We start from the raw sequence: 22,735 nt of genomic DNA on the forward strand, positions 1-22,735 counted from the left end.
GTGTGCTCCTCGGGGATGCGCTTCAGAATGAAACGAAGAGTACGAGGCGCCGCTTAAAGGGCACTTAAAGCGGGGTATTTAATGCAGATTTGAATTGAATGGAGACGAGCAGACCGCCGCTTTTCGATTCGGCGAGCGAAACTTTCGCGTCATGCTGCACCGCGATCCGACGCACGATTGCCAAGCCCAGGCCGCTGCCCGCCACGTCCGTGCGCGCCCGGCTGGCGCCCATTCCCGCCCGATAAAACCGGTCGAACACACGCTCGCGTTCATCGGCGGGAATGCCTGGGCCTGTATCTGCTATTTCCACCGTGGGATTGCCGTCTTTCATCTGCAAGCAAACGTCCACGCGCCCGCCATCCTGCGTGTATTTCGTGGCGTTATCGATGAGATTGTTGAACATCACGCGCAACGCGTTGCCGTCGCCTGAGATAGTGGCCGGTTCGCTCGCCTCGATGCCCAGGTCGACACCGCGCTGTTGCGCCACCAGCACCGACCCACCCACGCATTCGTCCAGCAGCGCGTGCAGGTCCACCGGCTTGGTCTCGCTCTTGCCGTCGGGCTCTGAGCGGGCGAGCGCAAGCAGTTGCTCGGCCAGACGCGTGGCCCGCGTGATACCCGCTTGCAGGTCGTCGAGCGCTTCCTTGCGCGACGCGTCGTCCTTTGCGCGCGCCACCAGTTGCGACTGGATCTGCACCGCGGCGAGCGGCGTGCGAAGCTCGTGCGCGGCGTCGGCAACGAACGCTTTTTGCGTGTCCAGCGCGGTCGCAAGCCGGGCGAGCAGCGCGTTCAAAGCGCGCACAACAGGCACGACTTCTTCCGGCAAACGGTTGTCGGGTAGAGGTTCCAGCGCTTCGGGATGACGTGTATCGAGCGCGCGCGTCACGCGTTGCAGCGGCTTCAAACCCCGTCCGACGATGATCCATATCGCCATGCCCAGCAGCGGCAACAGCACCACGAGCGGCCATAAGGTCCGCCACGCCACACCCGCTGCCAGCCGGTTGCGGATGGACAACGGCTGCGCGAGCTGGACGACGTTATCGCCGACAATAGCGCTGTAAACACGCCATACGCCACGCGGCGTGGCTTCCGTGGAAAAGCCCAGTTCCGCATGCGGCGCCAGCGGCACGCGCGGGTGCGAGTAATACATGAGCACGCCGTTGCGGTTCCAGATCTGGATCACGACGCCTTCGTCGCTGTCGCTGCGCGATTGCAGCACCGACGAAAACGGTTCCGACGGCAACGCGGCCGCAATCTGCTCCAGCTGATAATCGAACAATTCGTTCGCTTCGGCCAGTGCCTGACGATAGATCAGCCAGCCCGCAAACCCCACGCCGACGATCACCAGTGCCAGCAGCCAGACCAGCAATTGGCGTCGAATGGAATGCATCAGGCTTCCTTCGACACCATGTAACCCAGTCCACGAACGTTGCGGATAAGGTCGGGCCCCAGCTTTTTACGCAACGAATGGATGTAGACCTCGACTGTGTTGCTGCCGATTTCCTCACCCCATCCGTAGATTTTTTCTTCAAGCTGGCTCTTCGATAACACCGCGCCCGGCCGTGCCATCAAGGCTTCGAGCAGCGCGAATTCACGGGCGGACAGCGCTACGGCGTTGCCTTCAAGCGTGACCTGGTGGCCTACAGGGTCCAGCGTCAACGCGCCGTGGCGGATCAGCGAGTCGCCGCGACCGGCGTGACGCCGGATCAGGGCGCGCATGCGAGCGCCCAGTTCGTCGAGGTCGAAAGGTTTGACGAGATAGTCGTCGGCGCCGGCATCCAGGCCTTTTACACGGTCGGCAATGGCGTCCCGCGCGGTGACGATCAGCACGGGCAGCGCGTTGCCTTTTGCTCTCAGGCTTTTGAGGACATCGAGACCGTCGCGTTTTGGCAGGCCCAGGTCAAGCAGCATGAGATCGTAAGGTTCGCCGCCTACCGCCGTCAGGGCCGCTTCGCCGTCCTGCACCCAGTCCACCGCGAATCCGTCGCTGCGCAGCGCCTTGCGGACGCCTTCCGCAATCATTCTGTCGTCTTCTACCAGTAGGATTCGCATCGGTTTGGGTCACGGCTTGTCTTGGCTTTGCAGCCCGGATGATCATTCTAGCCGGGACGCGTTAAGGCGGGCTTAAAGGGGCCTTAAGACCAAGAGACGCGGTTTCCCTCGTTTTGCTTCAACGTCCCGCACTAAATCCGCCGAAGAACGCCTGCGCATTGGCCTCAAGCGTATCGATGTGATACCCGCCCTCCTGCACGATCAACGTCGGCAACTTTAGCTCGCCGATCGCGCTGCCCAGCCTGCCGAATCCTTCGGTTGTCACCGCGACCATCGACTGCGGATCGTCCTTGTAGATATCAAAGCCCAGCGCCAGCACCAGAACGTCGGGCTGGAAACGCTCAAGCACGCGCGCGGCGGTATCGAGGCGATCGAAAAACACGTCCTCCGATGAACCATGCGGCATCGGCAAATTCACGTTGTAACCCTCGCCGGCCGCCTCGCCCCGCTCGTCGTCAAAGCCGGCCACGACCGGGTAGAAGTTCGTCGGATCGCCGTGAATGGATACATACAGGACGTCGCTGCGGTCGTAAAAAATTTCCTGTATGCCCTGACCGTGGTGCATGTCGGTATCGAGGACAGCTACGCGGCTGTACTTTTCACGAAGCGCCTGCGCCGCGATTGCCGCGTTGTTCAGGTAGCAGAAACCGCCTGCTGCTTCAGCACGCGCATGATGTCCCGGCGGCCGGCACAACGCGTACGCCTCGCGTGCGCCGTCCAAAATCGCGTGCGCTCCGCCGAGCGCGCTTTGCGCCGACCAGTAGGCCGATTCGTATGTGTCAGGGCCGACCGGGCAACTGCCATCGGCGAGATAACGCGCTGCTTGTCCCAGCACGCCGCGCAACGGATTGTTCTCACGGATGTATACATTCGACATCACTTCGTCGCCCCATTCGGCCGGCACTTTCTTCCACTCGCGATGTGCCTCCTCAAGGAAGCGCACGTAGTTCATGCCGTGCACCGCGGCGAGCGGCGCGGTGCCAAAGTCAGCGGGTTCGCGGACATCGAAGCCCAGTGCCTTCGACGCCTCGACCAGCCGCAATGCGCGCTCAGGAATCTCCTGCGGCGTGCGCATCTGACCACGCGAAAGGTACGTGCGCGGATGATGCTTGAGTTGCGAGGGGTGAAAGTAAGTCAGCATTATCGGATCCTATTTATGCTTCAACCGTCGCGCTGATTACCGCGCGCGCCAGTACCGCATTGATCAAAACATTCGCGCCGCATGTGACGTCTTCGGGGAGCGCGTCCTCGGCTTCGTTGTGCGACAGGCCATCTACGCACGGGATGAAAACCATGGCCGTGGGCACGTGCCGCGCGAGGTGGATCGCGTCGTGACCCGCGCCGCTGACAATGCGCTCATACGCATAGCCCAAGCCTTTCGTAGCTTCTTCAACCAGGTCTACGCAGGCGAAATCAAATGGCGTGGCGGGGCTTTTCCAGTACGTTGCGATGTCGGCTTCAAGGCCTCGTTGCGCAGCGATCTTTCCGAAGGCCGTGCGGACTTCGTGTTCCATCGCGTCGATTTGCGTATCGTCGGGATGACGCAGGTCGACGGTGAAAGCCACGCGCCCTGCAATAGTGTTACGCGATGAATTCGGCACGTCGACCTGACCAATCGTGACCAGGCCGAGTGGCGCGAAACGCTGCGCGATAGCTTCAAGTTCAAGCGCCATCGCCGCACTCGCAAACAACGCATCCTTCCGATAAGGCATCGGCGTCGTGCCAGCGTGCGCAGCAACGCCCGTTACGTCGACGTCAAGCCAGCGGATCGCCTGGCCGCCAGTGACCACGCCGATAGGATGGCCGTGACTCTCCAGGATTGGCCCTTGTTCGATATGCGCTTCGAAATACGAATCGACGTTTTCAACGCCGAGTCCGCGCGCTCCTGCGCAACCGATTTCGTTCAGCGCCTCGCGCAAGGTCACGCCCTCTGCGTCCCTCGTCTGCAATGCGGTTTCCAATGGCGTCGCGCCGACAAACACCGCCGAGCCCAGCATGGCCGGCGTGAAGCGCGCGCCCTCTTCGTTCGTCCACGAAACAATCTCGATGGGCTTCTCCGTCAACACGCGGTGATCGTTCAACGTGCGCACCACCTCGAGCGCAGCCAGAACGCCGTAGACGCCATCGAAGCGACCGCCTTCCGGCTGCGTATCCAGATGACTACCGATCACCACCGGTTTCGCATTCGCATCCGAGCCTTCACGACGCGCGAACACGTTGCCGACTTCATCGGTGCGCACCGACATTCCCGCTTCGCTGCAACACGCAGCGAATAACGCGCGCCCTCGGCGGTCTTCTTCCGTCAGTGCAAGGCGACGTACGCCGCCTTTCGGCGTCGCGCCGATTGTTGCCATCGCCATCAAGCTCGCCCACAGGCGCGGGCCGTCGATCTTCAACATGCTTCGGTATCCTCTTAATTCAGCGAGCAGCCAGTGCTTCCGGGGCATCGGCGCGACGATGTTTCAACGCATCGAGTGCGACGATCGACAGGAGCGAAATCCCGGCGAGGCACGTGTAAAACACCGCCAGCGGCCACCATTGCCCCGTGAATTTGTGCGCAAGCCAGGTGCCCACGAGCGGCGTCAGGCCGCCCGCAATCGCGCCGCAGACCTGATAAGAAATCGAGATCGCGGAGTAACGCACACGCACCGGAAACACACCGCTGACAAATCCCGCGATGACCGAATAAAAGCTCGCCATGCAGACCACGGCAATCGCGATGCCGATAATCATCGACACCATGTTGCCGCTCTGCACGAGGATAAACATGGGATACGGCGAGATCATCGCGCACAGGGCGGTGAGCTTCAGGAAGCGCGCACCGCCGATCTTTTCGGCGAGCAACGCGGCCAGCGGCTGGGTAAGGAACTGGATGATCGCGACGGCAAACAGGCAATCGAGAATCAGCGATTTCGTCACGCCCACATACTGCGTGGTGTACGAAATCATGAAGGTATTGGTGAAATAGACGCCGGCAATACCAATCGTATTCGCCCCTATACAGAACGCGACCAGCGCGCCCGATGAGCGGAACACTTCGGCAATCGGCAACTCCACCGTGCGCTTGGACAACTTCTCGCGCTCGAATTCCGGTGACTCGTTCACGCCCATGCGGATCAGGATGCCGACCACGAGCAACACCGCGCTGATCAAAAACGGCAGACGCCAGCCCCACGCGATGAACTCGTCATGCGGCATCGACGTCACCGCGCGAAACGCGATCAGCGACAGAATCAGCCCGGCCGGACTGCCGAGTTGCGCGAACGACGCGAAAAATGTGCGTCGTCCCGTGGGTGCATGTTCAGCCGCCATCAACACCGCCCCGCCCCATTCTCCGCCAACGGCAATGCCCTGCACCACGCGCAGCAGCACGAGCAACACCGGCGCAAGCAGGCCGACCTTCGAATAAGCGGGCAGCAAGCCGACGCATACGGTCGCCACGCCCATCATCATCAGCGTGGTCATCAGCGCTTTCTTACGGCCGATCTTGTCGCCGAGGTGACCGAAGATCACACCGCCCAACGGTCGCGCGAAGAACCCGACGGCGAACGTGGCGAACGACGCCATCGTGCTGATGAACGGATCATGCGACGGGAAATACAGCTCGCCGAACACGAGCGCAGCGGCGGTCGCGTAGATATAAAAGTCGTACCACTCGATCATCGTGCCGATGAAAGCGGCGGTCGCCGCGCGCACGGGCTGGCGAGTCGGACTGGATGCTGGGGTCACGGTGGCTCCTGATTCGCTTGTTTTAATGCATGGTCAGGGCGTTTTATCGCCAGCCATAAAACATTAGTCCAATTTCGATTTATTATTCGCCATATAAGTTTGGCTAATACCTTGGACATTCCCCCATGACTCAACGGCGTGTGGATATCGCGCGGTTCCTGAACGACCGGCTCGACTGGAACCTGCTGCGAACTTTTCTGGTCATCATGCAGGAGCGCAGCGTGAGCCGCGCCGCCGCGCGCCTGCATCTGACGCAACCGGCGGTGAGCCAGGCGCTCAAGCGCCTGGAAGACACGCTCGGGCGCAACCTGATCCAGCGCCGCGGCCCGCACTTCGAGCCAACGCACGCGGGCGAAGAGGTGTACCGGATCGCAAGCGATATCTACGGGCACATGTCACGGCTCGAAACCGAGCTCGATGACCGCAGCGAAGACATCACCGGTTCGATCAGGCTGCTCACGGTGAGCCGCATCGATTCAGGCGTGTACGACGAGTTTCTCGGCGAATTCCACCGGACTTATCCGCGTATCGACTTGCATATCGAAGTCATGCGTTCCTCGGACATCATTTCGTCGCTGCTGCAAAAGACCGCGACAGCGGGCTTAAGCTTGTGCCGCACGCCCATCGATAAACTCGAGCAGCGTTGCTTTCTGCGCCAGCGATATGCCATTTTTTGTGGCCGGTACCATCGCCTGTTTGGACGGCATGGACTGAGCATGGAAGATTTGCTCGCGGAGAATTTCGTGTCATTCACGAGCGATCAAATTGGCGACAGCTTGTCGCCGCTGACCGTTTTTCGCGACCAGCGCGGGTTCACGGGACGGATCGTGGCGGCATCGCCCAGTCTGGACGAAGTGCGGCGGCTGATCTTCGCGGGATATGGCATCGGTTGCCTGCCCGAGCACATTGTCCGCGACGACCTTTCGCAGCAGCGCCTGTGGCGTTTGCCGCCCGAAGAAGGTCTGGTCGATGTCGACGTCGATCTGCTGTGGCATCGCGGACGCAAGATGAACGCGGCGGAGCAGGCGTTCCTTGACGGCATGGAGCGCACGATGCAGCGCTATTCACTGCCCGAACGGCTCGCCCCGCGCTGAGCCCCAGGCGGAATGCCGGTGCCAAAGCCGCGCACCCGCTGCCGGTTGAAAGCCCGCAAACCTTAAACCGTAAGCAGAACCCCCATACAATAGCCGCACCGCTTGGGGCACCCTCGCCCTGCAATCCGCAAAACCGCATCACATCACCCCATCACGATCCGACCACATGTATAGAGCAGCCTTTCTGAACAGGAAAAACCCACTTGCCAAACATTGGCGCACAGCCACGACCCTGGTTATAGCCGCAGCCACTTTCACCTTCGCGATGAACACGCCTGCCGAGGCACGCGGCGGTGGCGGCTCAAAGTCGGAAGCACAGAAACCCACGCCGAAGCACGCAACGGCGAAAAAGTCGAAGATCCAGCGCGTTGTTGTCCCGGCCGGTCCGCTTCCGGCCACGGTCATGGCGGCGCTTGCACGCGCCCACGTGCCGATTTCATCGATGAGCGTGGTGGTCGAGCGGATCGGCAGCGGCGGCGTGCCCCTCGTCGCGATCAACGCCAACGAGCCGATGATGCCCGCCTCGACCATGAAGCTGGTCACCACGTACTCGGGCTTGTCGTTATTGGGTCCGGATTACCGCTGGAAAACCACGGCCTACGCCGACGGTGAAGTCGATGCAAGCGGCGTCCTTCACGGCAACTTGTACATCCAGGGCACGGGCGACCCGAAACTCGTGCCGGAAGAACTCATCGACCTGGTGGACCAGATCCGCCGCAACGGCATCACGGGCATTGATGGTGCGCTGGTGCTCGACAAACGCTACTTCGATACCTCCACGCGCGATCTCCCCGCCTTCGACGCCGACGAAAGCGCGCCCTACAACGTCGGCCCGGACCCGCTGCTGTATGCGTTCAAGTCGCTGTCGTTCACGTTGACGCCGAGCCCGGACGGCCAGGTTGCAATCGATGTCCTGCCGCAACTCGCGCAGTTGCAAATCGACAACGAACTCAAGGTTACGCGCGGCGCGTGCGCAGGCTCACTGCCGGCGGCATCGCCGAGCGTGGCGCAAACCACGGGCGGTTTTGTGCAGGCGTCGTTTATCGGCGACTATCCGCTGCGCTGCGGCCCGCGGACCATCAACGTTGCCGCGCTCGACCACTCCACTTTCTTTGCAGGCGGCTTCCTCGCGCTGTGGAAACAGGCTGGTGGCACATTCAACGGCACCACCCGCGAAGGCCCGACGCCGGTCAGCGCGCGGCTGGTCGGCACGCACCGCAGCCCGGTGCTGTCGGATATCGTTCGCGACATCAACAAGTTCAGCAACAACGTGATGGCGCGCAACCTGTTCCTGACCATCGGCGCCGCGATGGGCAAACCGCCGGCGACGACCCAGAAATCATCGGCGGCGATCGAGGCGTTCCTGCATCGCAGCGCGCTGCCCATGACCAACCTTTACCTCGATAACGGCTCCGGGCTGTCGCGCGAAGAACACATTACGGCGCAATCGCTCGCCGACTTGCTGGTGGCGGCAAATTCGAGCCCGGTGGCGCAGGTTTTCATCGAGTCGCTGCCTATTGCGGGCGTGGACGGCACCATGCGCAACCGGCTCACGAACGCGGGCGCGGGCGGCAATGCCCATATCAAGACGGGCACGCTGCGTGACGTGCGGGCCATCGCCGGCTACGTGGGCGCGGAGAACGGCGAGAGCTACGTGGTGGTCAGTTTTATCAACGATCCACGCGCCGAAGCGGCGCGGGCGGCGCATGACGCGCTGCTCGAGTGGGTGTATGAAGGCGCGCGCCGCACGGGAGCAACGGAGTAAAACGGTCCGTCATCGACTTAGAACCCGAGGATGCGCGCTCTGCAAGCACAGGCAAACCCTCGTAGGAAACAATCTCAAATCCTCCTAAAGATTCGGTAAGCTATCGCCACGCCAAGCCGACGACACGCATTGTCCGCAGTGCGTGTCGTTTGAAGCCAACGCCCAAGCGGAACGCGAGCCGACAGCAACCTCGAAGCGGCGTGCAGACCACATGACGAGATCAACGAGGAACGAGGAGATGAAGTCGATGAAACCCGCCCTGACGAAACCCGCCGCGCGTCAACCGCGCTGGCTGCTCGCTGTCCAGACGGCCACTGCGTGCGCCGCGTTTGCCATGCTGGCCGCGTGCGGCGGCGGCAGCGATAACAACAATAACAACACCCCCGCGGGCGGCGTGAAACTGCAGGTGGTGTCGTTTGGCGACAGTCTCTCGGACGTCGGTACGTATGCGCCGGTCGCGGCGGCAAACTTCGGCGGCGGCCGCTTCACGACGAATCCCGGCCAGATCTGGACCCAGAACGTGGCGCAGTATTACGGCGGCACGCTGACGGCGGCAAACACCGGTGGCTTTGGCATCCCGCTGACGCCGGCCAGCGGTTTGGGCTACGCACAGGGCGGCTCACGGGTGACGCTGCAGCCGGGAGTTGGCCACGCAACGCCAGGCACGGCGAATGCCGATTTCTCGGAAGCCACCACGATCCCGATCAACGATCAGGTGACTCAGTTCATCGGCTCGTATGGTTCGTTCAATGCTAATCAACTCGTGCTGGTGAACGGCGGCGCCAACGACATCTTCTACAACCTGGCCGTGGCGCAAGCGACAGCCGCCGGCATCCAGGCGCAGCTTGCCGCTGGCGCTATCACGCCGGCACAGGCACAGGCAGCCGGCACCGCCGCAACGACCGCCGCGACGACCGCGATCAGCCAGGCGGCTATCGACCTGGCGACGTTAGTTGGCCGGGTGCTGCAATCCGGTGCGACGCACGTGGTGGTATCGGCGGTTCCTGACATCGGCGGAGCGCCTGAGGGATTGGCCAGCGCCGATAAAGGCGTGACCTTCTCGCAAGTGACGCAGTTGTTCAATGGCACGCTGAAAGGCGCGCTGGCGCAGTCGGGGTTGTTGTCGAAGGTGATCTACGTCGATGCCTACACCTGGGTCGACGGCATCCAGGCGAACTTCCAGGCGAACGGCTTCACGGTATCGAATACGGGCACCGCCTGTAATCTCGCCGCGATGACCGCCGCCGCGACCAAGCTGGGCGAGCCGGACCCGAGCGCCTTTGCTACGTCGCTGTTCTGCTCACCGCAAACCTACACGGTGCCGGGCGCAGATCAGTCGTATATGTACGCCGATACAGTCCATCCGACGACGCATCTGCACGCGCTGTTCTCCACCTACGTGGAGCAGCAGATTGCTGCAAGCGGGCTGGGGAAATAAGCGCGGCTGAATGAGCTGATGAGGTTAAAACGCCCGGTCTTTCCGACTGGGCGTTTTGCTTTTTGAAGGACGGTTTTATCGCCGTCAGACTGTGGGTTTTATGGCCCCGCATGTCCGCTCGAAAGTTTAGATACTTTTTTGTATCTAAACTATTTAGGGCGCCGAGACCTATGATTTGAAAGATTTTTTAGGTGATCGTGCTTAGCGTGGCGCTAGCCGGCCGCGCCCCTCTACTCCTGCTCTTCAAACGCCGCCGCCGCACGCCCTAACCGGTCGTTCACCGCGGTCCATTCCGCCGACACCGGCAGCGTCTCGATCAAGATCCTCTCGACATCGGCGCAATCGAGCGCGCGCAGCAAGCGGTATAACTCGCGTGCGTAGCTCTGCGGATCGTCCGGTGCGGCGATGAAATGCACGTTCGGCGCGTCCGCCCATTTACCGGCGCTCGATTCCCGCGCGACCAACGCAAGCTTCTTGCCGGCATCGAGCGGATGCGCGGCGAGCAACGGTTCAAGCGCCGCAAACGGCAACAAGCTCAGCGGCGTGCGCGGTGCGTAATGCGCCTTCAGCGTGCCGGAGGCGCGTGGCGCGCTGGCGTCGGTGCCATCGGGAAGACGCGGCATCACGCCAAGCACATCGGCGATCTCCAACGGACTCACATGTCCCGGCCGGAGCAACGCAGGAAAGCCACGCGATAAATCCAGAATCGTCGATTCAATGCCCACCTTCGCCGCCCCGCCATCGAGCACATGCACGCTTGCGCCGAATTCATCGCGGACATGTTGCGCCGTGGTCGGGCTGACATGTCCGAACCGATTCGCCGATGGCCCCGCCACGCCGCCATGACCATCGCGCAAAGTGCTGAAAGCCATGAGCAGCGCCTGCGCGACCGGATGCGACGGACAACGAATTGCGACGGAATCCTGCCCGCCGCTAACCGCCGCCGGCACGTGCGCCGCGCGCTTCAGGATCAGCGTGAGCGGACCGGGCCAGAAGGCATCGATCAATTTCTGCGCATCGGCTGAAAGCGATTCGACCCAGTACGCCGGGTCGCTGCCGGGCGCGAGATGCACGATCACCGGATGATTCGAAGGCCGCCCTTTCGCCGCGTAAATCCGTGCGATGGCCTCGGGATTCTCGGCATCGCCGCCCAGTCCGTAGACGGTTTCAGTCGGAAACGCGACGAGTTGCCCGGCGTCGAGCAACGCGGCAGCCTCCTGAATCTGCGCGACGGTGGGAGCTTCGAAAGTCATCAAAGTTAACCCAGCGCAATGTGCAGCATGCGGGCGCAATCGCGCGCCGCCGTGCGCACTTCTTCCAGCGTGGCGCCGGTGAAATTCACATGGCCCATCTTCCGGCCGTGCCGCGCCTCTTCCTTGCCGTACAGATGCAAACGCGCGGTCGGCAACGCGATCACGTCATGCCACGGCGGCGTGCGGGCCTTCGTGCCTTCGAACCAGATGTCGCCGAGAATATTCAGCATCGCGGCCGGTGAATGCTGGCGCGTGTCGCCCAGCGGCATGCCGGTCATCGCGCGGACTTGCTGCTCGAACTGGCTGGTGGCGCAAGCATCGACGGTGTAGTGACCGGAATTATGCGGACGCGGCGCCATTTCATTAGCGATCAGCGTGCCGTCTTCCAGGATGAAAAACTCCACGCACAGCACGCCAATGTAGTCCAGCTTCGCGGCGATGGTGAGCGCGGCGTCCTGTGCCTGGGCGACGAGCGCAGGCGACGCATCCGGCGCGGGCACGACGGTCTTGGCCAGAATGCCGCTGACGTGCTGGTTCTGCGCGAGCGGAAACACGGCTGACTTCCCGTCACCGGCACGCGCGATCAGCACGGACACCTCGAACTTGAGCGGCATGCGCTTTTCGAGCACGCAAGGCACGCCCGCGAGCGACCCGTAAGCGGTGCGCACTTCATCGACGTTGCGCACGCTTGTCTGGCCTTTGCCGTCGTAGCCGAGTCGCGCCGTCTTCAGAATGCCGGGCAACACGGCGGCGATCTGTTCGTCGCTTAAAGCGGCCAGCGCTTCCGGCGACTCGATCACCACATGCGGCGCCACCGGCACGCCCGCACTCGCGATAAATCGCTTCTCCGCCACGCGATCCTGCGCAATCGCCACGCATCGGGCGGCGGGGCTCACGAACGTGGTTTTCGCGATGAAATCGAGGCTGGCGGACGGCACGTTCTCGAATTCCGTCGATACCGCCGCACACAATCGCGCGAGTTCCGTCAACGCGGATTCGTCGTTGAAGGCAGCGCGGATGTGTTTATCCGCGACGGAACCGGCCGGACTCGTCTCGTCCGGATCGAGGACCGCCACGCGATAGCCCATGGATTGCGCCGCGAAACAGAACATGCGGCCGAGCTGGCCGCCGCCGACCATGCCGAGCCATGCGCCCGGCTGGATGGGAGAACTGGGTTGGGAGTGTGCGTTCATCGTGTGGGGTCGGTCAGTCGGTCTCGGGCCGGAAATAGTGCCGGAGGTGTTACGTAAAACTGCTGCGCAACCGGTGAATTCACAGCGGCGGAAGGACCATCGCGTGCGCCGCGTCGTTCTGGCGCGCGCGGAATGCCGCGAGCTTGTCAGCGTAGGCCGTTTGGGTGACAGCGAGTATGGAGATCGCGAACAACGCCGCGTTCGCCGCACCTGCTTCACCGATAGCAAACGTCGCCACAGGCACGCCCTTGGGCATCTGCACGATTGAATGCAATGAGTCCACGCCCTTCAAATATTTACTCGATACCGGCACGCCCAGCACCGGTACCGTGGTTTTGGCAGCGAGCATGCCCGGCAGATGCGCCGCGCCGCCCGCCCCCGCGATGATCGCCGCGAGGCCGCGCTTACGCGCGCTTTCGGCGTAGGCGAACATTTCGTCGGGCATGCGGTGCGCCGACACGACCTTGGCTTCGTAAGGCACGCCGAATTCCTGGAGGATCGAGACCGCGTTTTTCATCACGTCCCAGTCGGAACTGGAACCCATTAACACGCCGATCAACGGTGCGTCATGCGTGTGGGCCGCGGCGGCGGTCTGGACTTCGCTCATCGTGCTGCATTCCTTTGGGGTGGACAGGCCTTTGTCGGCCCTTTTCGGGTGGTGCGGATAGAAAGCTTTTTGGCCATATGAAATGGCTTTCGGGACTCGGCGCTGCATGGCCGGGGGCTCGGGAGCGTTAGTCAGATACGTTGCTCCCGTGCATCGCTCGGGTGTTTTGCTCTCGTGCGCTGATTACCGGCAGCATTTTGCCGTCACCGTTATGGCGGCCAAGCCATCGGACCCGCCCGCAAAAGCGGGCGCTATCGTGCGCCGGACCGGCCGCTTAAAAAATTACGCCAGCGACTGCCCGGTCAACCGTTGCAGCGCTTCTTCGTACTTCTCGGCTGTTTTCGCGACGACGTCGTCAGGCAGCTTCGGCGCCGGGGGCGTTTTTCCCCACGATTGCGTTTCGAGCCAGTCGCGCACGAACTGCTTATCGAACGATGGCGGGTTCGTGCCGACCTGATACCCGTCCGCCGGCCAGAAGCGTGACGAATCCGCCGTCAGCACTTCGTCCATGAGGAACAGTTCGCCGCGCGTGTCCAGCCCGAATTCGAACTTCGTGTCCGCGATGATGATGCCGCGCGTCGCCGCGTACTCGGCCGCTTCCTTGTACAGCTTGATCGAAATCTCGCGGATGGTCGCCGACAGTTCCGTGCCGATCCGGCGTTCCATCTCATCGTAGGTGATGTTTTCGTCGTGATGGCCCATTTCGGCCTTGGCTGCCGGCGTGAAAATCGGCTCGGGCAGCTTTTCGGCATTCTTCAGGCCCGGCGGCAATTCCACGCCGCAGACCGAACCCGTTGCTTGATAGTCCTTCCAGCCGCTGCCGGCCAGATAACCGCGCACGACCGCTTCCACCAGGATCGGCTCCAGGCGCTTCACCACGACGGCGCGGCCTTTGACCTGATCGGCTTCATCGGCGGAAACGACAGTTACCGGATCGATGCCCGTATTGTGGTTCGGCACGATGTGCGAGAGCTTCGCGAACCAGAAATCGGCCATCTGGTTCAGGACGCGGCCCTTGTTCGGAATGGGCTCACCCATGATCACGTCGAACGCCGAGAGGCGGTCGGTCGTGACGATCAGGAGTTTGTCGGTGCCGACTGCGTAGTTGTCGCGGACCTTGCCGCGCCCGAGCAGGGGCACCGATTTCAGCGTGGATTCGTACAGCGGGGAATGTGAGGTGGACATCGTCATCTACCGGAAAAGTGCCGCAAATCAGGCTGAGAGAAAAAACCAACACGCCGTTCCCCGGAATTGCGGGAACGGCGGTTCGTGTCAGCTGGCCCTGTCATGCGCCCAGGGTCAGCCTTTGCATTCATTCTGCGTATTGTGATGCCCGGCGCAAAACCGGGCGACAAACGCGACTCAACGCCATTGTAAACGCGTCGGGCGGACGACTCGGTTTTGGTTCATCGACGGCGATGCTGCAAGCAAAACCGCCCACTACACCGCCCGAGGATGAACATCTCAAAAAAAGCCGTCCAGCGGGCCGTTCAAATGCCTGCCTGGGCTCATGGTCCAGCTTATGACTCAACTACTCATGACCCAAGGCAAGCTGGCCCTGTCAAACCTTGTTAAGCGCATAAAACCGGGGCCGTAGCGCTTATCGACTGGCTTACCTGACGATTTGAGCCAGTTCGCCGGATTTGTACTTCTCGGCGATTTTATCGAGCGGGATCGGTTTGATCTTGCTCGCCTGGCCTTCGCAGCCGAACTGCATGTAGCGTTCGAGGCAAATTTTCCTGGCTGCCTCGCGTGCCGGTTTCAGGTAGTCGCGCGGATCGAATTTCGACGGATTTTCGCCGAAATAGCGGCGAATTGCACCCGTTATTGCGAGGCGCAGGTCGGTATCGATATTCACCTTACGCACGCCGTGGCGAATTCCTTCCTGGATTTCCTCGACTGGCACGCCATAAGTTTCCTTCATGTCGCCGCCGAATTCACGGATTTCGGCCAGCAAATCTTGCGGCACCGACGACGATCCGTGCATCACCAGATGGGTGTTCGGGATGCGTTGATGGATTTCCTTGATGCGCTGGATGGCGAGGATATCGCCTGTTGGCTTCTTGGTAAATTTGTACGCACCGTGCGATGTGCCGATGGCGATAGCCAGCGCGTCGCACTGGGTTTTCTTCACGAAGTCGGCGGCTTGTTCGACGTTGGTGAGCAACTGCTCGCGGGTCATGGTGCCTTCGGCGCCGTGGCCGTCTTCCTTGTCGCCCATCATGGTTTCGAGCGAGCCGAGCACGCCGAGTTCGGCTTCCACCGTCACGCCGATGGAGTGGGCGGCTTCGACCACTTTGCGTGATACATCGACGTTGTATTCATACGATGCCACGCTTTTGCCGTCGGCTTCGAGCGAGCCGTCCATCATGACGCTGGTGAAACCGCTGCGGATGGCCGCCATGCAGACTGCGGGGGATTGCCCGTGGTCCTGATGCATGACGACCGGGATGTGCGGGTAGGACTCGACGGCGGCTTCGATCAGGTGGCGCAGGAACGCTTCGCCAGCGTATTTCCGCGCGCCGGCGGAGGCTTGCATGATGACTGGAGCGTTGATCTGGTCGGCGGCCGCCATGATGGCTTGAACTTGCTCCAGGTTATTGACGTTGAATGCTGGGAGCGCATAGCTGTTTTCGGCCGCGTGGTCCAGCAGTTGACGCATTGATACGAGAGGCATGGGTAAAACTCCTTGAGATGGAACGAAGTCTTTTTTTGGCTGATTGCGGTGTTATTGCTCTTTTGGGCATCGCCATGTTTGTAATATTTTAGCCGGAGCCCGTAGGGGCTCTATGTGCTCGTTCGCACCGGTGGACGGGTTTGGGGGGCTTAGGTAAGACGGGGTGCTGCGGGGAACAGTGCTTAGAAGGTCGTTTCGAGGTTAGCGATCAATCTGACCAGCAAACGAACAGACCAGCACGCGTGAAGCCGTGCTGGTCTGTGAGTGCTTGATCTTGCCCGAGAGCACGGGTGGCGAAGCGTGTCTATGTCGGGATTCGCGAGAAGGAGGGTTTCAAACATCGGTGGCTCTGGCGAGCACCGTGCTTTTGGGGCACCTATGAATCAAAACTGCACGCTGTGGACACTTAGGGTAGCGTGGTTGAAAGCGTTTTCTTTGCTTCGTTTCTTTGTCGCTTTGAACAAAGAAATGACGTGCCGCCACGCACAGTGGCTAATAGTGATAAAGAAAACATCCAACTCACGCAGACCACTAAGGCCGAAAGCAGCAACCCGGCAATGACTCAACCGCCAACCCAAAACCGCCCCAAACCGTCCACCGGTGCGAACGAAATTAAAACGGATCTCCGACCCGCACAATCTTCATCGCGTTAGTGCCGCCGGCTTGCCCCATTGGCTCACCAACAGTCAACACGACCATATCCCCGCGCGCCGCATACCCCTTCGAAACCACCACCTCAAGCGCCTGCTGAAGCGCAACATCGCGATCGGTGTTCGTATCCAGGTGCAGCGAAGTGACATTCCGATAAAGCGCCATAGTCCGCTCACTGCCAATCCGCGGCGTCAGCGCAAAAATGGGCACATGCGACCAATGCCGCGACATCCACAACGCCGTCGCCCCGGACTCGGTCAAAGCAACAATCGCCTTCGCGCCCAAGTGATAAGCGGTAAACAACGCGCCCATTGCAATCGACTGATCGATGCGCGTGAACGTGCGATCAAGGAAATCCTTGTCAAGCTCGCTCTGCTCGGACTTCTCAGCTTCCAGGCAAATGGCCGCCATCGTCTCGATGGTCGTCACCGGATACTTACCCGCAGCCGTCTCCGCCGACAACATCACCGCGTCCGTCCCGTCCAGCACGGCATTCGCGACATCAGAAACTTCAGCACGGGTGGGCACAGGCGCATGGATCATCGACTCCATCATCTGCGTGGCCGTGATCACGAACTTGTTCGACTCGCGCGCCATCCGGATCATGCGCTTCTGCAAAGCCGGAACAGCCGCATTACCCACTTCCACCGCCAGGTCACCGCGCGCAACCATGATGCCGTCCGACGCATCAAGAATGCCCTGCAACGCCGGAATGGCTTCCGCGCGTTCGATCTTCGCGATCATCTTCGGCTTGATGCCGTAAGGCGCGCCCGCGATGTTCGCCAGTTGCCGCGCCATCTCCATGTCCGTCGCGTTCTTCGGAAACGATACCGCCACAAAGTCCGCGCCCAGCGACATCGCTGTCTTGATGTCCTCCATGTCCTTCTCGGTCAGCGCCGGCGCCGTCAGGCCGCCGCCCTGCCGATTGATGCCCTTGTTGTTCGACAGATCACCGCCCACTTTCACCGTGGTATGGATCTCTTCGCCAATCACGCGGACCACGTCGAGCACGATCAAGCCGTCGTTCAGCAACAGCACGTCGCCGTTGCGCAGGTCGCGCGGCAGATCGGGGTAATCGAGACCAACACGTTCGTCATTGCCCAGCTCACAGCGGGCATCGAGGATGAACGAATTGCCGGCGATCAACGTAACCTTGCCGTTTTCGAACTTGCCCACGCGAATCTTCGGGCCTTGCAAATCAGCCATCAACGCCACTTCACGGCCGCATTGCTTGGCGGCGTCGCGAACGTATTGCGCACGCTGACGATGATCGTCGGCGGTGCCGTGCGAGAAGTTGAAGCGGACCACGTCGAGACCGGCCTGCATCATTTGCAGCAGGATCTCAGGGGTGCTGGAAGCGGGGCCGATAGTGGCGACAATCTTTGTAGCGCGATGCATGGAATTCCTCGTCTGGGTGGTATCGCCTGAAACAGCGCTGCGAGTACGGTGTGCCGACGGGGATGAAACTGTCTCCGCCTGCGAACGCGCGCCGGCTCGGGCCGGCGTCGCTTTGTGGTGGCTATTCGATAGCTGCCCGGCGACCGGAATCAGCGACGCGCTCGCGCCACCAATCATGACCGCCGTTTCTTTCCTTATTTGCTTCCTTTCCTGCTTTACATCCGAACCACGCCGGGCCGGTGTCGCAGCGGAACGCTTCGACTTGGCCGGTGCGCGAGCGGGGCCAGGTTTCATCCCAACCTCCACCCTCGATCCAATTTCAGCCGCTACCGACAAACCCGCGTCAGCAGCCAACTCTTTTTTATCTGCAGCAACTTCGACTACGGACTCGGGACGATCGCTCTTCGACGTGGCTCGTTTCATCGGCTCAGGCCCGTGACTCGAGTACTTCCACCGCGGGCAGCGTCTTGCCTTCCAAAAACTCCAGGAACGCGCCGCCGCCAGTCGAGATATAAGAGATTTTGTCGTGGATGCCGTACTTCTGGATGGCCGCGAGCGTGTCGCCGCCACCTGCAATCGAAAATGCCGATGAGTTCGCGATTGCGTCCGCCAACGTCTTCGTGCCATTGCCGAACTGGTCGAATTCGAACACGCCAACCGGCCCGTTCCACACGATCGTGCCCGCCTTCTCCAACTGCGCGGCAAGCGCCTTGGCGGTGTCAGGACCGATATCGAGAATCAGGTCGTCGTCCTGAACCTGATCGACGGCTTTCGTTTCTGCCTTGGCGGCCGCGGCAAATTCCTTCGCAGTCACGACGTCGCTCGGAATGGGTACCGACGCCCCACGCGCCCGCGCTTCGCTGATGATGGTCTTGGCTTCATCGATAAGATCCTTCTCCGCCAGCGACTTGCCAATATTCAACCCCGACGCGAGCATGAACGTATTGGCAATGCCGCCCCCCACGATCAACTGGTCCACTTTCTCGGCCAGCGACTTCAGGATAGTGAGTTTCGTCGATACCTTCGATCCCGCCACAATGGCGACCAGCGGGCGCTTCGGCTCGCCGAGCGCCTTGCCCAATGCGTCGAGTTCAGCGGCAAGCAGCGGACCGGCACACGCGACGGGCGCGTATTTCGCGATGCCATGCGTGGTTGCTTCCGCACGATGCGCGGTGCCGAACGCGTCGTTCACGTAGATATCGCAGAGTTTGGCGAGCTTCTGTGACAGCGCGTCGTCGTTCTTCTTCTCACCCTTGTTGCAGCGGCAGTTTTCGAGCAGCACGACCTGGCCCGGCTGCACTTGCACACCGTCCACCCAGTCGGCGATCAGCGGCACATCGCGGCCGAGCAGTTCGCCGAGGCGCTTGGCTACCGGCGCAAGCGAGTCTTCTGGCTTGAACTGCCCTTCCGTCGGGCGGCCGAGGTGGGACGTAACCATCACGGCGGCGCCTGCTGCCAGCGCTTGCTGGATCGCCGGCACCGAGGCGCGCACGCGCGTGTCTTCGGTGATGTTGCCCTGATCGTCCTGTGGGACGTTGAGGTCGGCTCGGATGAAAACACGTTTGCCGGACACTTTGCCTTCGGCGATCAGATCGGTGAAACGCAATACTTTCGTCATGGGAGTCAGCGGGTGAGCGAGTAATTGGAAAGCGGTTCGGGCGAGTTGAATCTGCGCGCCGTGGATTTACGCCAGCGGACTCACACAGGTCGCTACGGAGAAATTGAAGTGCTCAAAACCATGCCGGCGATAAACCGGCGTGCGTGCAGCATCGCAAGGCGACTCGCGCCAAGCGGAGGATTCGACCAACGAGTTGAACTAATAAGGGACGACGAAACGAGGCGTGCCGCGCCTTTCGCCTGCGACCTGGAGGCCCGGGCGACGAGGCGTGGCAGCGAAGAATGGAGCGAGTGAAGCGGGTGTGCGATGACTGCCGGATACACGTTTCGACCTCATTCGATACGACAGCGAGAGCGCCATTTTAACCGATACCCATGCCCGTTCGACGCTGGAAACGCAAATCCCCAGGATTCGGGATTGGCGAGTTTTCGATGGCTTAGGTCACACGCTGCATGACGCGCCGCAGCAAAACAGCGTCAGGCGAACAGCCGCAATACCGTGAAGACAATCATGCCGACGACAATCGTCCCGAGCATGCCGCGGCGCCAGAGAAACCAGGCGAGACCGCACAGGGAAGCGTAGAGCGCGTGATTCGAGAAAGCAATCGACAGGCCGGTCGGCGTAGTCAGAAGGTCAGGCACGACGACCGCCACCAGTGCCGCAGCCGGCGCGTAGCGCAGCGCGCGCTGCACACGCTCGGGCAGGATTATGCGCTCGCCGCCCATCAGGAACAGCGCGCGCGTGACGCCCGTGATCAGCGCCATGCCTGCGATGGCCAGCCAGACTTGCGCGGCGCTCATCGGGCACTCCGGGCGCGCTTCGGGCTTACCGGCGATTTGTCGAGATCGGAGGGAGGATTCAGCGGCGCGGCGTCGGTGAGACGAGGCGCCAGACTTTCCGTAGGCTTTGCCGCGCCGGTAGTCTTGCGCCCCGCTCCCAGCTTCTCCGCCATGACATCGGCGAATGTTCCGGCGAGCAGCGCCGCCGCCACGGCCAGCGGCAATGAAAGCCGATACGGCAAATCCAGCGTAATCAACGCAATCACGCTCGCCACGCCGACCGCCGCCAGCGTGGAGCGCGTCGCGATAGCCGAGACGATCAGCGGAATCAGCGCAAGCGTGCCGGCGAGCTCGAGGCCCCAGTTATCGGGGAAAAGGCTCGCAAGCAGGATTCCCGCTATGGATGACACTTGCCACGAGGACCAGCTCGTCGCCGCCATGCCCCAGAAAAACGCCTCCTTGCCGGGCTGATAGCCGGTCGGGAAATTACGCTTCTGGAACATCAGGTAAATGATGTCGCCATTGAAATAGCCGAGCACCAGCCGGCGGCGCAGCGGCAGATAGGCGAAATGGGGCGCAAGCCCCGCGCTGAAAATGACGAACCGCAGGTTGACCATGGCGGCGGTCAGCAAGATGGTCCAGAGGGGCAGCTTCGCAGCGAGCAACGGCAGCACGGCCAGTTGCGACGATCCCGCGTAGGCCGCGAGTGACATGCCAAGCGCCTGCGGCAAGGTCAGCACGGACTTGGCCATCGCGATGCCCGTTACAAGACCCCACGAGAACGTGGCCGGAACCGCTGGAGAAAGGGTTTTGACGCCATCGAGAAACGCGCGTCGGTTGAGGTCTGACAGCCGGTCGAGCATGGAGATTGGTGCGAGTCGGGGTGTACTTGTGCGGTTGAGCGGCGGATCCGGTGGATCCGGCGAAGAACGGGCAAGGGTCGGGCGGTTGGTGCAGACCCGCTGCGGATCGAGCCAGAATCCGTGTCTAAAACGATCCGAAACATGACCCGAAACCGTTGCGCCGAGCCTTGAATCAAGCCCGGTCTCACGCCCTATCAGGCCGACCGATCCGGATGGCGGGCTTTCGCAGGTTCCTCACAGTTTGCTTTCGATCCGCAATGTTGACCACACCCTGAGCACTTCGCGTGAAGCCGAAAGGCAAATTATAGCGTCGTGAAAGGCGCCAAATGGCCGACAGCGCCCATTTTTTAATCGAAAAGACGCTAAAATGACGGTCTTTGGCCGCCCGGTTGCTTGCCTGTTTTGCGCTGAAATCCCATGCCACGTGCGCTGTCTACGGACAGCCGCCACGGATCGGAGGAAGGCGCAGAAAGCCCGTCGTCATCGTCATGCTGGTCAAGCGGACGAAAAACGCGGACAAGTAAGCTGGCAAATACGCTGACGAAAACCGGCGGCCCACTCATTATCTGCACACTACTCGCCAGGAGAAATCGTATGTCAATGGCCGACCGCGACGGCAAGATCTGGATGGATGGCAAGCTGATCGACTGGCGCGACGCCAACATCCACGTGCTCACCCACACGCTGCACTACGGCATGGGCGTTTTTGAAGGCGTGCGCGCCTACAAGACGGGCACCGGCACGTCGATCTTCCGCCTGAAAGACCACACCAAGCGCCTGCTCAACTCCGCCAAGATCTTCCAGATGGAAGTGCCGTTCGACCATGCAACGCTTGAAGCCGCGCAGCTCGAAGTGGTCGGCGTGAACAAGCTGGAATCCTGCTACATCCGGCCGATCATCTGGGTGGGATCGGAGAAGCTGGGGGTATCGGCGAAAGGCAACACCATTCACGTCGCAATCGCCGCGTGGCCGTGGGGCGCCTATCTTGGCGACGACGGCATTGCGAAGGGCATCCGCGTGAAAACGTCGTCGTTCACGCGCCATCATGTGAACGTCTCCATGGTCCGCGCGAAGGCGTCGGGCTGGTACGTGAACTCGATCCTCGCGAACCAGGAAGCCATCACCGACGGTTACGACGAAGCGCTGCTGCTCGACGTGGACGGCTACGTGTCCGAAGGCTCCGGCGAAAACTTCTTCCTGGTGAACAACGGCAAGCTGTACACGCCGGACCTGGCTTCGTGCCTGGACGGCATCACGCGCGACACGGTCATCACGCTCGCACGCGACTTCGGCATTCAGGTGATCGAAAAGCGCATCACCCGCGACGAGGTCTACACCTGCGACGAAGCGTTTTTCACCGGCACGGCCGCTGAAGTCACGCCGATCCGCGAGTTGGACAATCGCACTATCGGCGAAGGCAAGCGTGGTCCGATCACGGAAAAGCTGCAAAGCGCTTTCTTCGATATCGTGAGCGGCAAGAACGAAAAGTACGCCGGTTGGCTTGCGCAAGTTAAGTAACGCAACTGCGTAACTTAACGCGCAACCCGACGCATGACGTACGGCGGTGAGCCGGGTTTTTCGAGTCTCAGGAATATCGGACTCGAAAAAACCAGGCTCA

The 22,735-nt window shown here is 61.4% G+C and carries 18 protein-coding genes; 4 read left to right on the plus strand and 14 right to left on the minus strand.

Features of this window, described 5'->3' with window-relative positions; translation table 11 throughout:
* Positions 1 to 64: 64 nt before the first annotated feature.
* The 5 genes from GSQ93_RS36785 to GSQ93_RS36805 all read right to left on the minus strand — a co-directional run bounded on the left by GSQ93_RS36785 (position 65) and on the right by GSQ93_RS36805 (position 5,781).
* Positions 65 to 1,390 carry a HAMP domain-containing sensor histidine kinase gene (locus GSQ93_RS36785; RefSeq protein WP_158941136.1) on the minus strand — a complete coding sequence of 442 codons (1,326 nt, stop codon included), beginning with the start codon at positions 1,388 to 1,390 and terminating at the stop codon, positions 65 to 67.
* A complete protein-coding gene (locus GSQ93_RS36790; protein WP_089162973.1) occupies positions 1,390 to 2,052 on the minus strand; it encodes a response regulator in 663 nt (220 codons plus the stop codon). The genes GSQ93_RS36785 and GSQ93_RS36790 overlap by 1 nt, the downstream gene beginning before the upstream one ends.
* Positions 2,053 to 2,170: 118 nt before the next feature.
* Positions 2,171 to 3,193, minus strand: coding sequence for a histone deacetylase family protein (locus GSQ93_RS36795; protein ID WP_158941137.1), 1,023 nt, complete (start codon positions 3,191 to 3,193; stop codon positions 2,171 to 2,173).
* A gap of 13 nt (positions 3,194 to 3,206) precedes the next feature.
* The gene (locus GSQ93_RS36800; RefSeq protein WP_254074253.1) at positions 3,207 to 4,451 is read right to left on the minus strand and encodes a Zn-dependent hydrolase; all 1,245 of its coding nucleotides are present in this window, start codon (positions 4,449 to 4,451) and stop codon (positions 3,207 to 3,209) included.
* Positions 4,452 to 4,470: 19 nt separating this feature from the next.
* A complete protein-coding gene (locus GSQ93_RS36805) occupies positions 4,471 to 5,781 on the minus strand; it encodes an MFS transporter (RefSeq protein ID WP_158941139.1) in 1,311 nt (436 codons plus the stop codon).
* A 125-nt stretch (positions 5,782 to 5,906) separates the two neighbouring features.
* On the opposite strand from GSQ93_RS36805, the gene GSQ93_RS36810 reads away from it, so the two are divergent.
* The 3 genes from GSQ93_RS36810 (at position 5,907) to GSQ93_RS36820 (ending at position 10,078) form a co-directional block, all read left to right on the plus strand.
* Positions 5,907 to 6,875: a LysR family transcriptional regulator gene (locus GSQ93_RS36810; RefSeq protein WP_158941140.1), complete on the plus strand. Its 969-nt coding sequence runs from the start codon at positions 5,907 to 5,909 to the stop codon at positions 6,873 to 6,875.
* 166 nt (positions 6,876 to 7,041) lie between these two features.
* Positions 7,042 to 8,640, plus strand: coding sequence for a D-alanyl-D-alanine carboxypeptidase/D-alanyl-D-alanine-endopeptidase (gene dacB / locus GSQ93_RS36815; protein ID WP_254074254.1), 1,599 nt, complete (start codon positions 7,042 to 7,044; stop codon positions 8,638 to 8,640).
* A gap of 247 nt (positions 8,641 to 8,887) precedes the next feature.
* Positions 8,888 to 10,078 (plus strand): SGNH/GDSL hydrolase family protein, encoded by a 1,191-nt coding sequence (locus GSQ93_RS36820; RefSeq protein WP_254074255.1) that lies wholly within the window; start codon positions 8,888 to 8,890, stop codon positions 10,076 to 10,078.
* A 230-nt stretch (positions 10,079 to 10,308) separates the two neighbouring features.
* Here GSQ93_RS36820 and GSQ93_RS36825 read toward each other — a convergent pair whose 3' ends face one another.
* From GSQ93_RS36825 to GSQ93_RS36865, 9 genes are all read right to left on the minus strand, one after another.
* Positions 10,309 to 11,331: an L-threonylcarbamoyladenylate synthase gene (locus tag GSQ93_RS36825; RefSeq protein ID WP_158941142.1), complete on the minus strand. Its 1,023-nt coding sequence runs from the start codon at positions 11,329 to 11,331 to the stop codon at positions 10,309 to 10,311.
* A gap of 5 nt (positions 11,332 to 11,336) precedes the next feature.
* Complete coding sequence (locus GSQ93_RS36830) at positions 11,337 to 12,524, minus strand: 5-(carboxyamino)imidazole ribonucleotide synthase (RefSeq protein WP_158941143.1); 1,188 nt, start codon at positions 12,522 to 12,524, stop codon at positions 11,337 to 11,339.
* A 79-nt stretch (positions 12,525 to 12,603) separates the two neighbouring features.
* Positions 12,604 to 13,131 carry a 5-(carboxyamino)imidazole ribonucleotide mutase gene (purE, locus tag GSQ93_RS36835; protein WP_158941144.1) on the minus strand — a complete coding sequence of 176 codons (528 nt, stop codon included), beginning with the start codon at positions 13,129 to 13,131 and terminating at the stop codon, positions 12,604 to 12,606.
* Positions 13,132 to 13,413: 282 nt separating this feature from the next.
* The gene (locus tag GSQ93_RS36840) at positions 13,414 to 14,316 is read right to left on the minus strand and encodes a phosphoribosylaminoimidazolesuccinocarboxamide synthase (protein ID WP_158941145.1); all 903 of its coding nucleotides are present in this window, start codon (positions 14,314 to 14,316) and stop codon (positions 13,414 to 13,416) included.
* Between the two features lie 427 nt (positions 14,317 to 14,743).
* Positions 14,744 to 15,808, minus strand: coding sequence for a class II fructose-bisphosphate aldolase (gene fba, locus GSQ93_RS36845; protein WP_158941146.1), 1,065 nt, complete (start codon positions 15,806 to 15,808; stop codon positions 14,744 to 14,746).
* A 612-nt stretch (positions 15,809 to 16,420) separates the two neighbouring features.
* A complete protein-coding gene (pyk, locus tag GSQ93_RS36850) occupies positions 16,421 to 17,857 on the minus strand; it encodes a pyruvate kinase (protein WP_158941147.1) in 1,437 nt (478 codons plus the stop codon).
* A gap of 427 nt (positions 17,858 to 18,284) precedes the next feature.
* Positions 18,285 to 19,475 carry a phosphoglycerate kinase gene (locus GSQ93_RS36855; RefSeq protein ID WP_158941148.1) on the minus strand — a complete coding sequence of 397 codons (1,191 nt, stop codon included), beginning with the start codon at positions 19,473 to 19,475 and terminating at the stop codon, positions 18,285 to 18,287.
* 476 nt (positions 19,476 to 19,951) lie between these two features.
* Positions 19,952 to 20,275, minus strand: a complete 324-nt coding sequence (locus tag GSQ93_RS36860) for an AzlD domain-containing protein (protein WP_158941149.1) — start codon at positions 20,273 to 20,275, stop codon at positions 19,952 to 19,954.
* Positions 20,272 to 21,117, minus strand: coding sequence for an AzlC family ABC transporter permease (locus tag GSQ93_RS36865; RefSeq protein WP_158941150.1), 846 nt, complete (start codon positions 21,115 to 21,117; stop codon positions 20,272 to 20,274). The genes GSQ93_RS36860 and GSQ93_RS36865 overlap by 4 nt, the downstream gene beginning before the upstream one ends.
* A gap of 594 nt (positions 21,118 to 21,711) precedes the next feature.
* Here GSQ93_RS36865 and GSQ93_RS36870 point away from each other — a divergent pair.
* Complete coding sequence (locus GSQ93_RS36870) at positions 21,712 to 22,635, plus strand: branched-chain amino acid transaminase (RefSeq protein ID WP_158941151.1); 924 nt, start codon at positions 21,712 to 21,714, stop codon at positions 22,633 to 22,635.
* Positions 22,636 to 22,735 lie beyond the last annotated feature (100 nt).

The sequence above is a fragment of the Burkholderia sp. S171 genome (assembly GCF_009766085.1).
Taxonomy (GTDB): Bacteria; Pseudomonadota; Gammaproteobacteria; order Burkholderiales; family Burkholderiaceae; genus Caballeronia.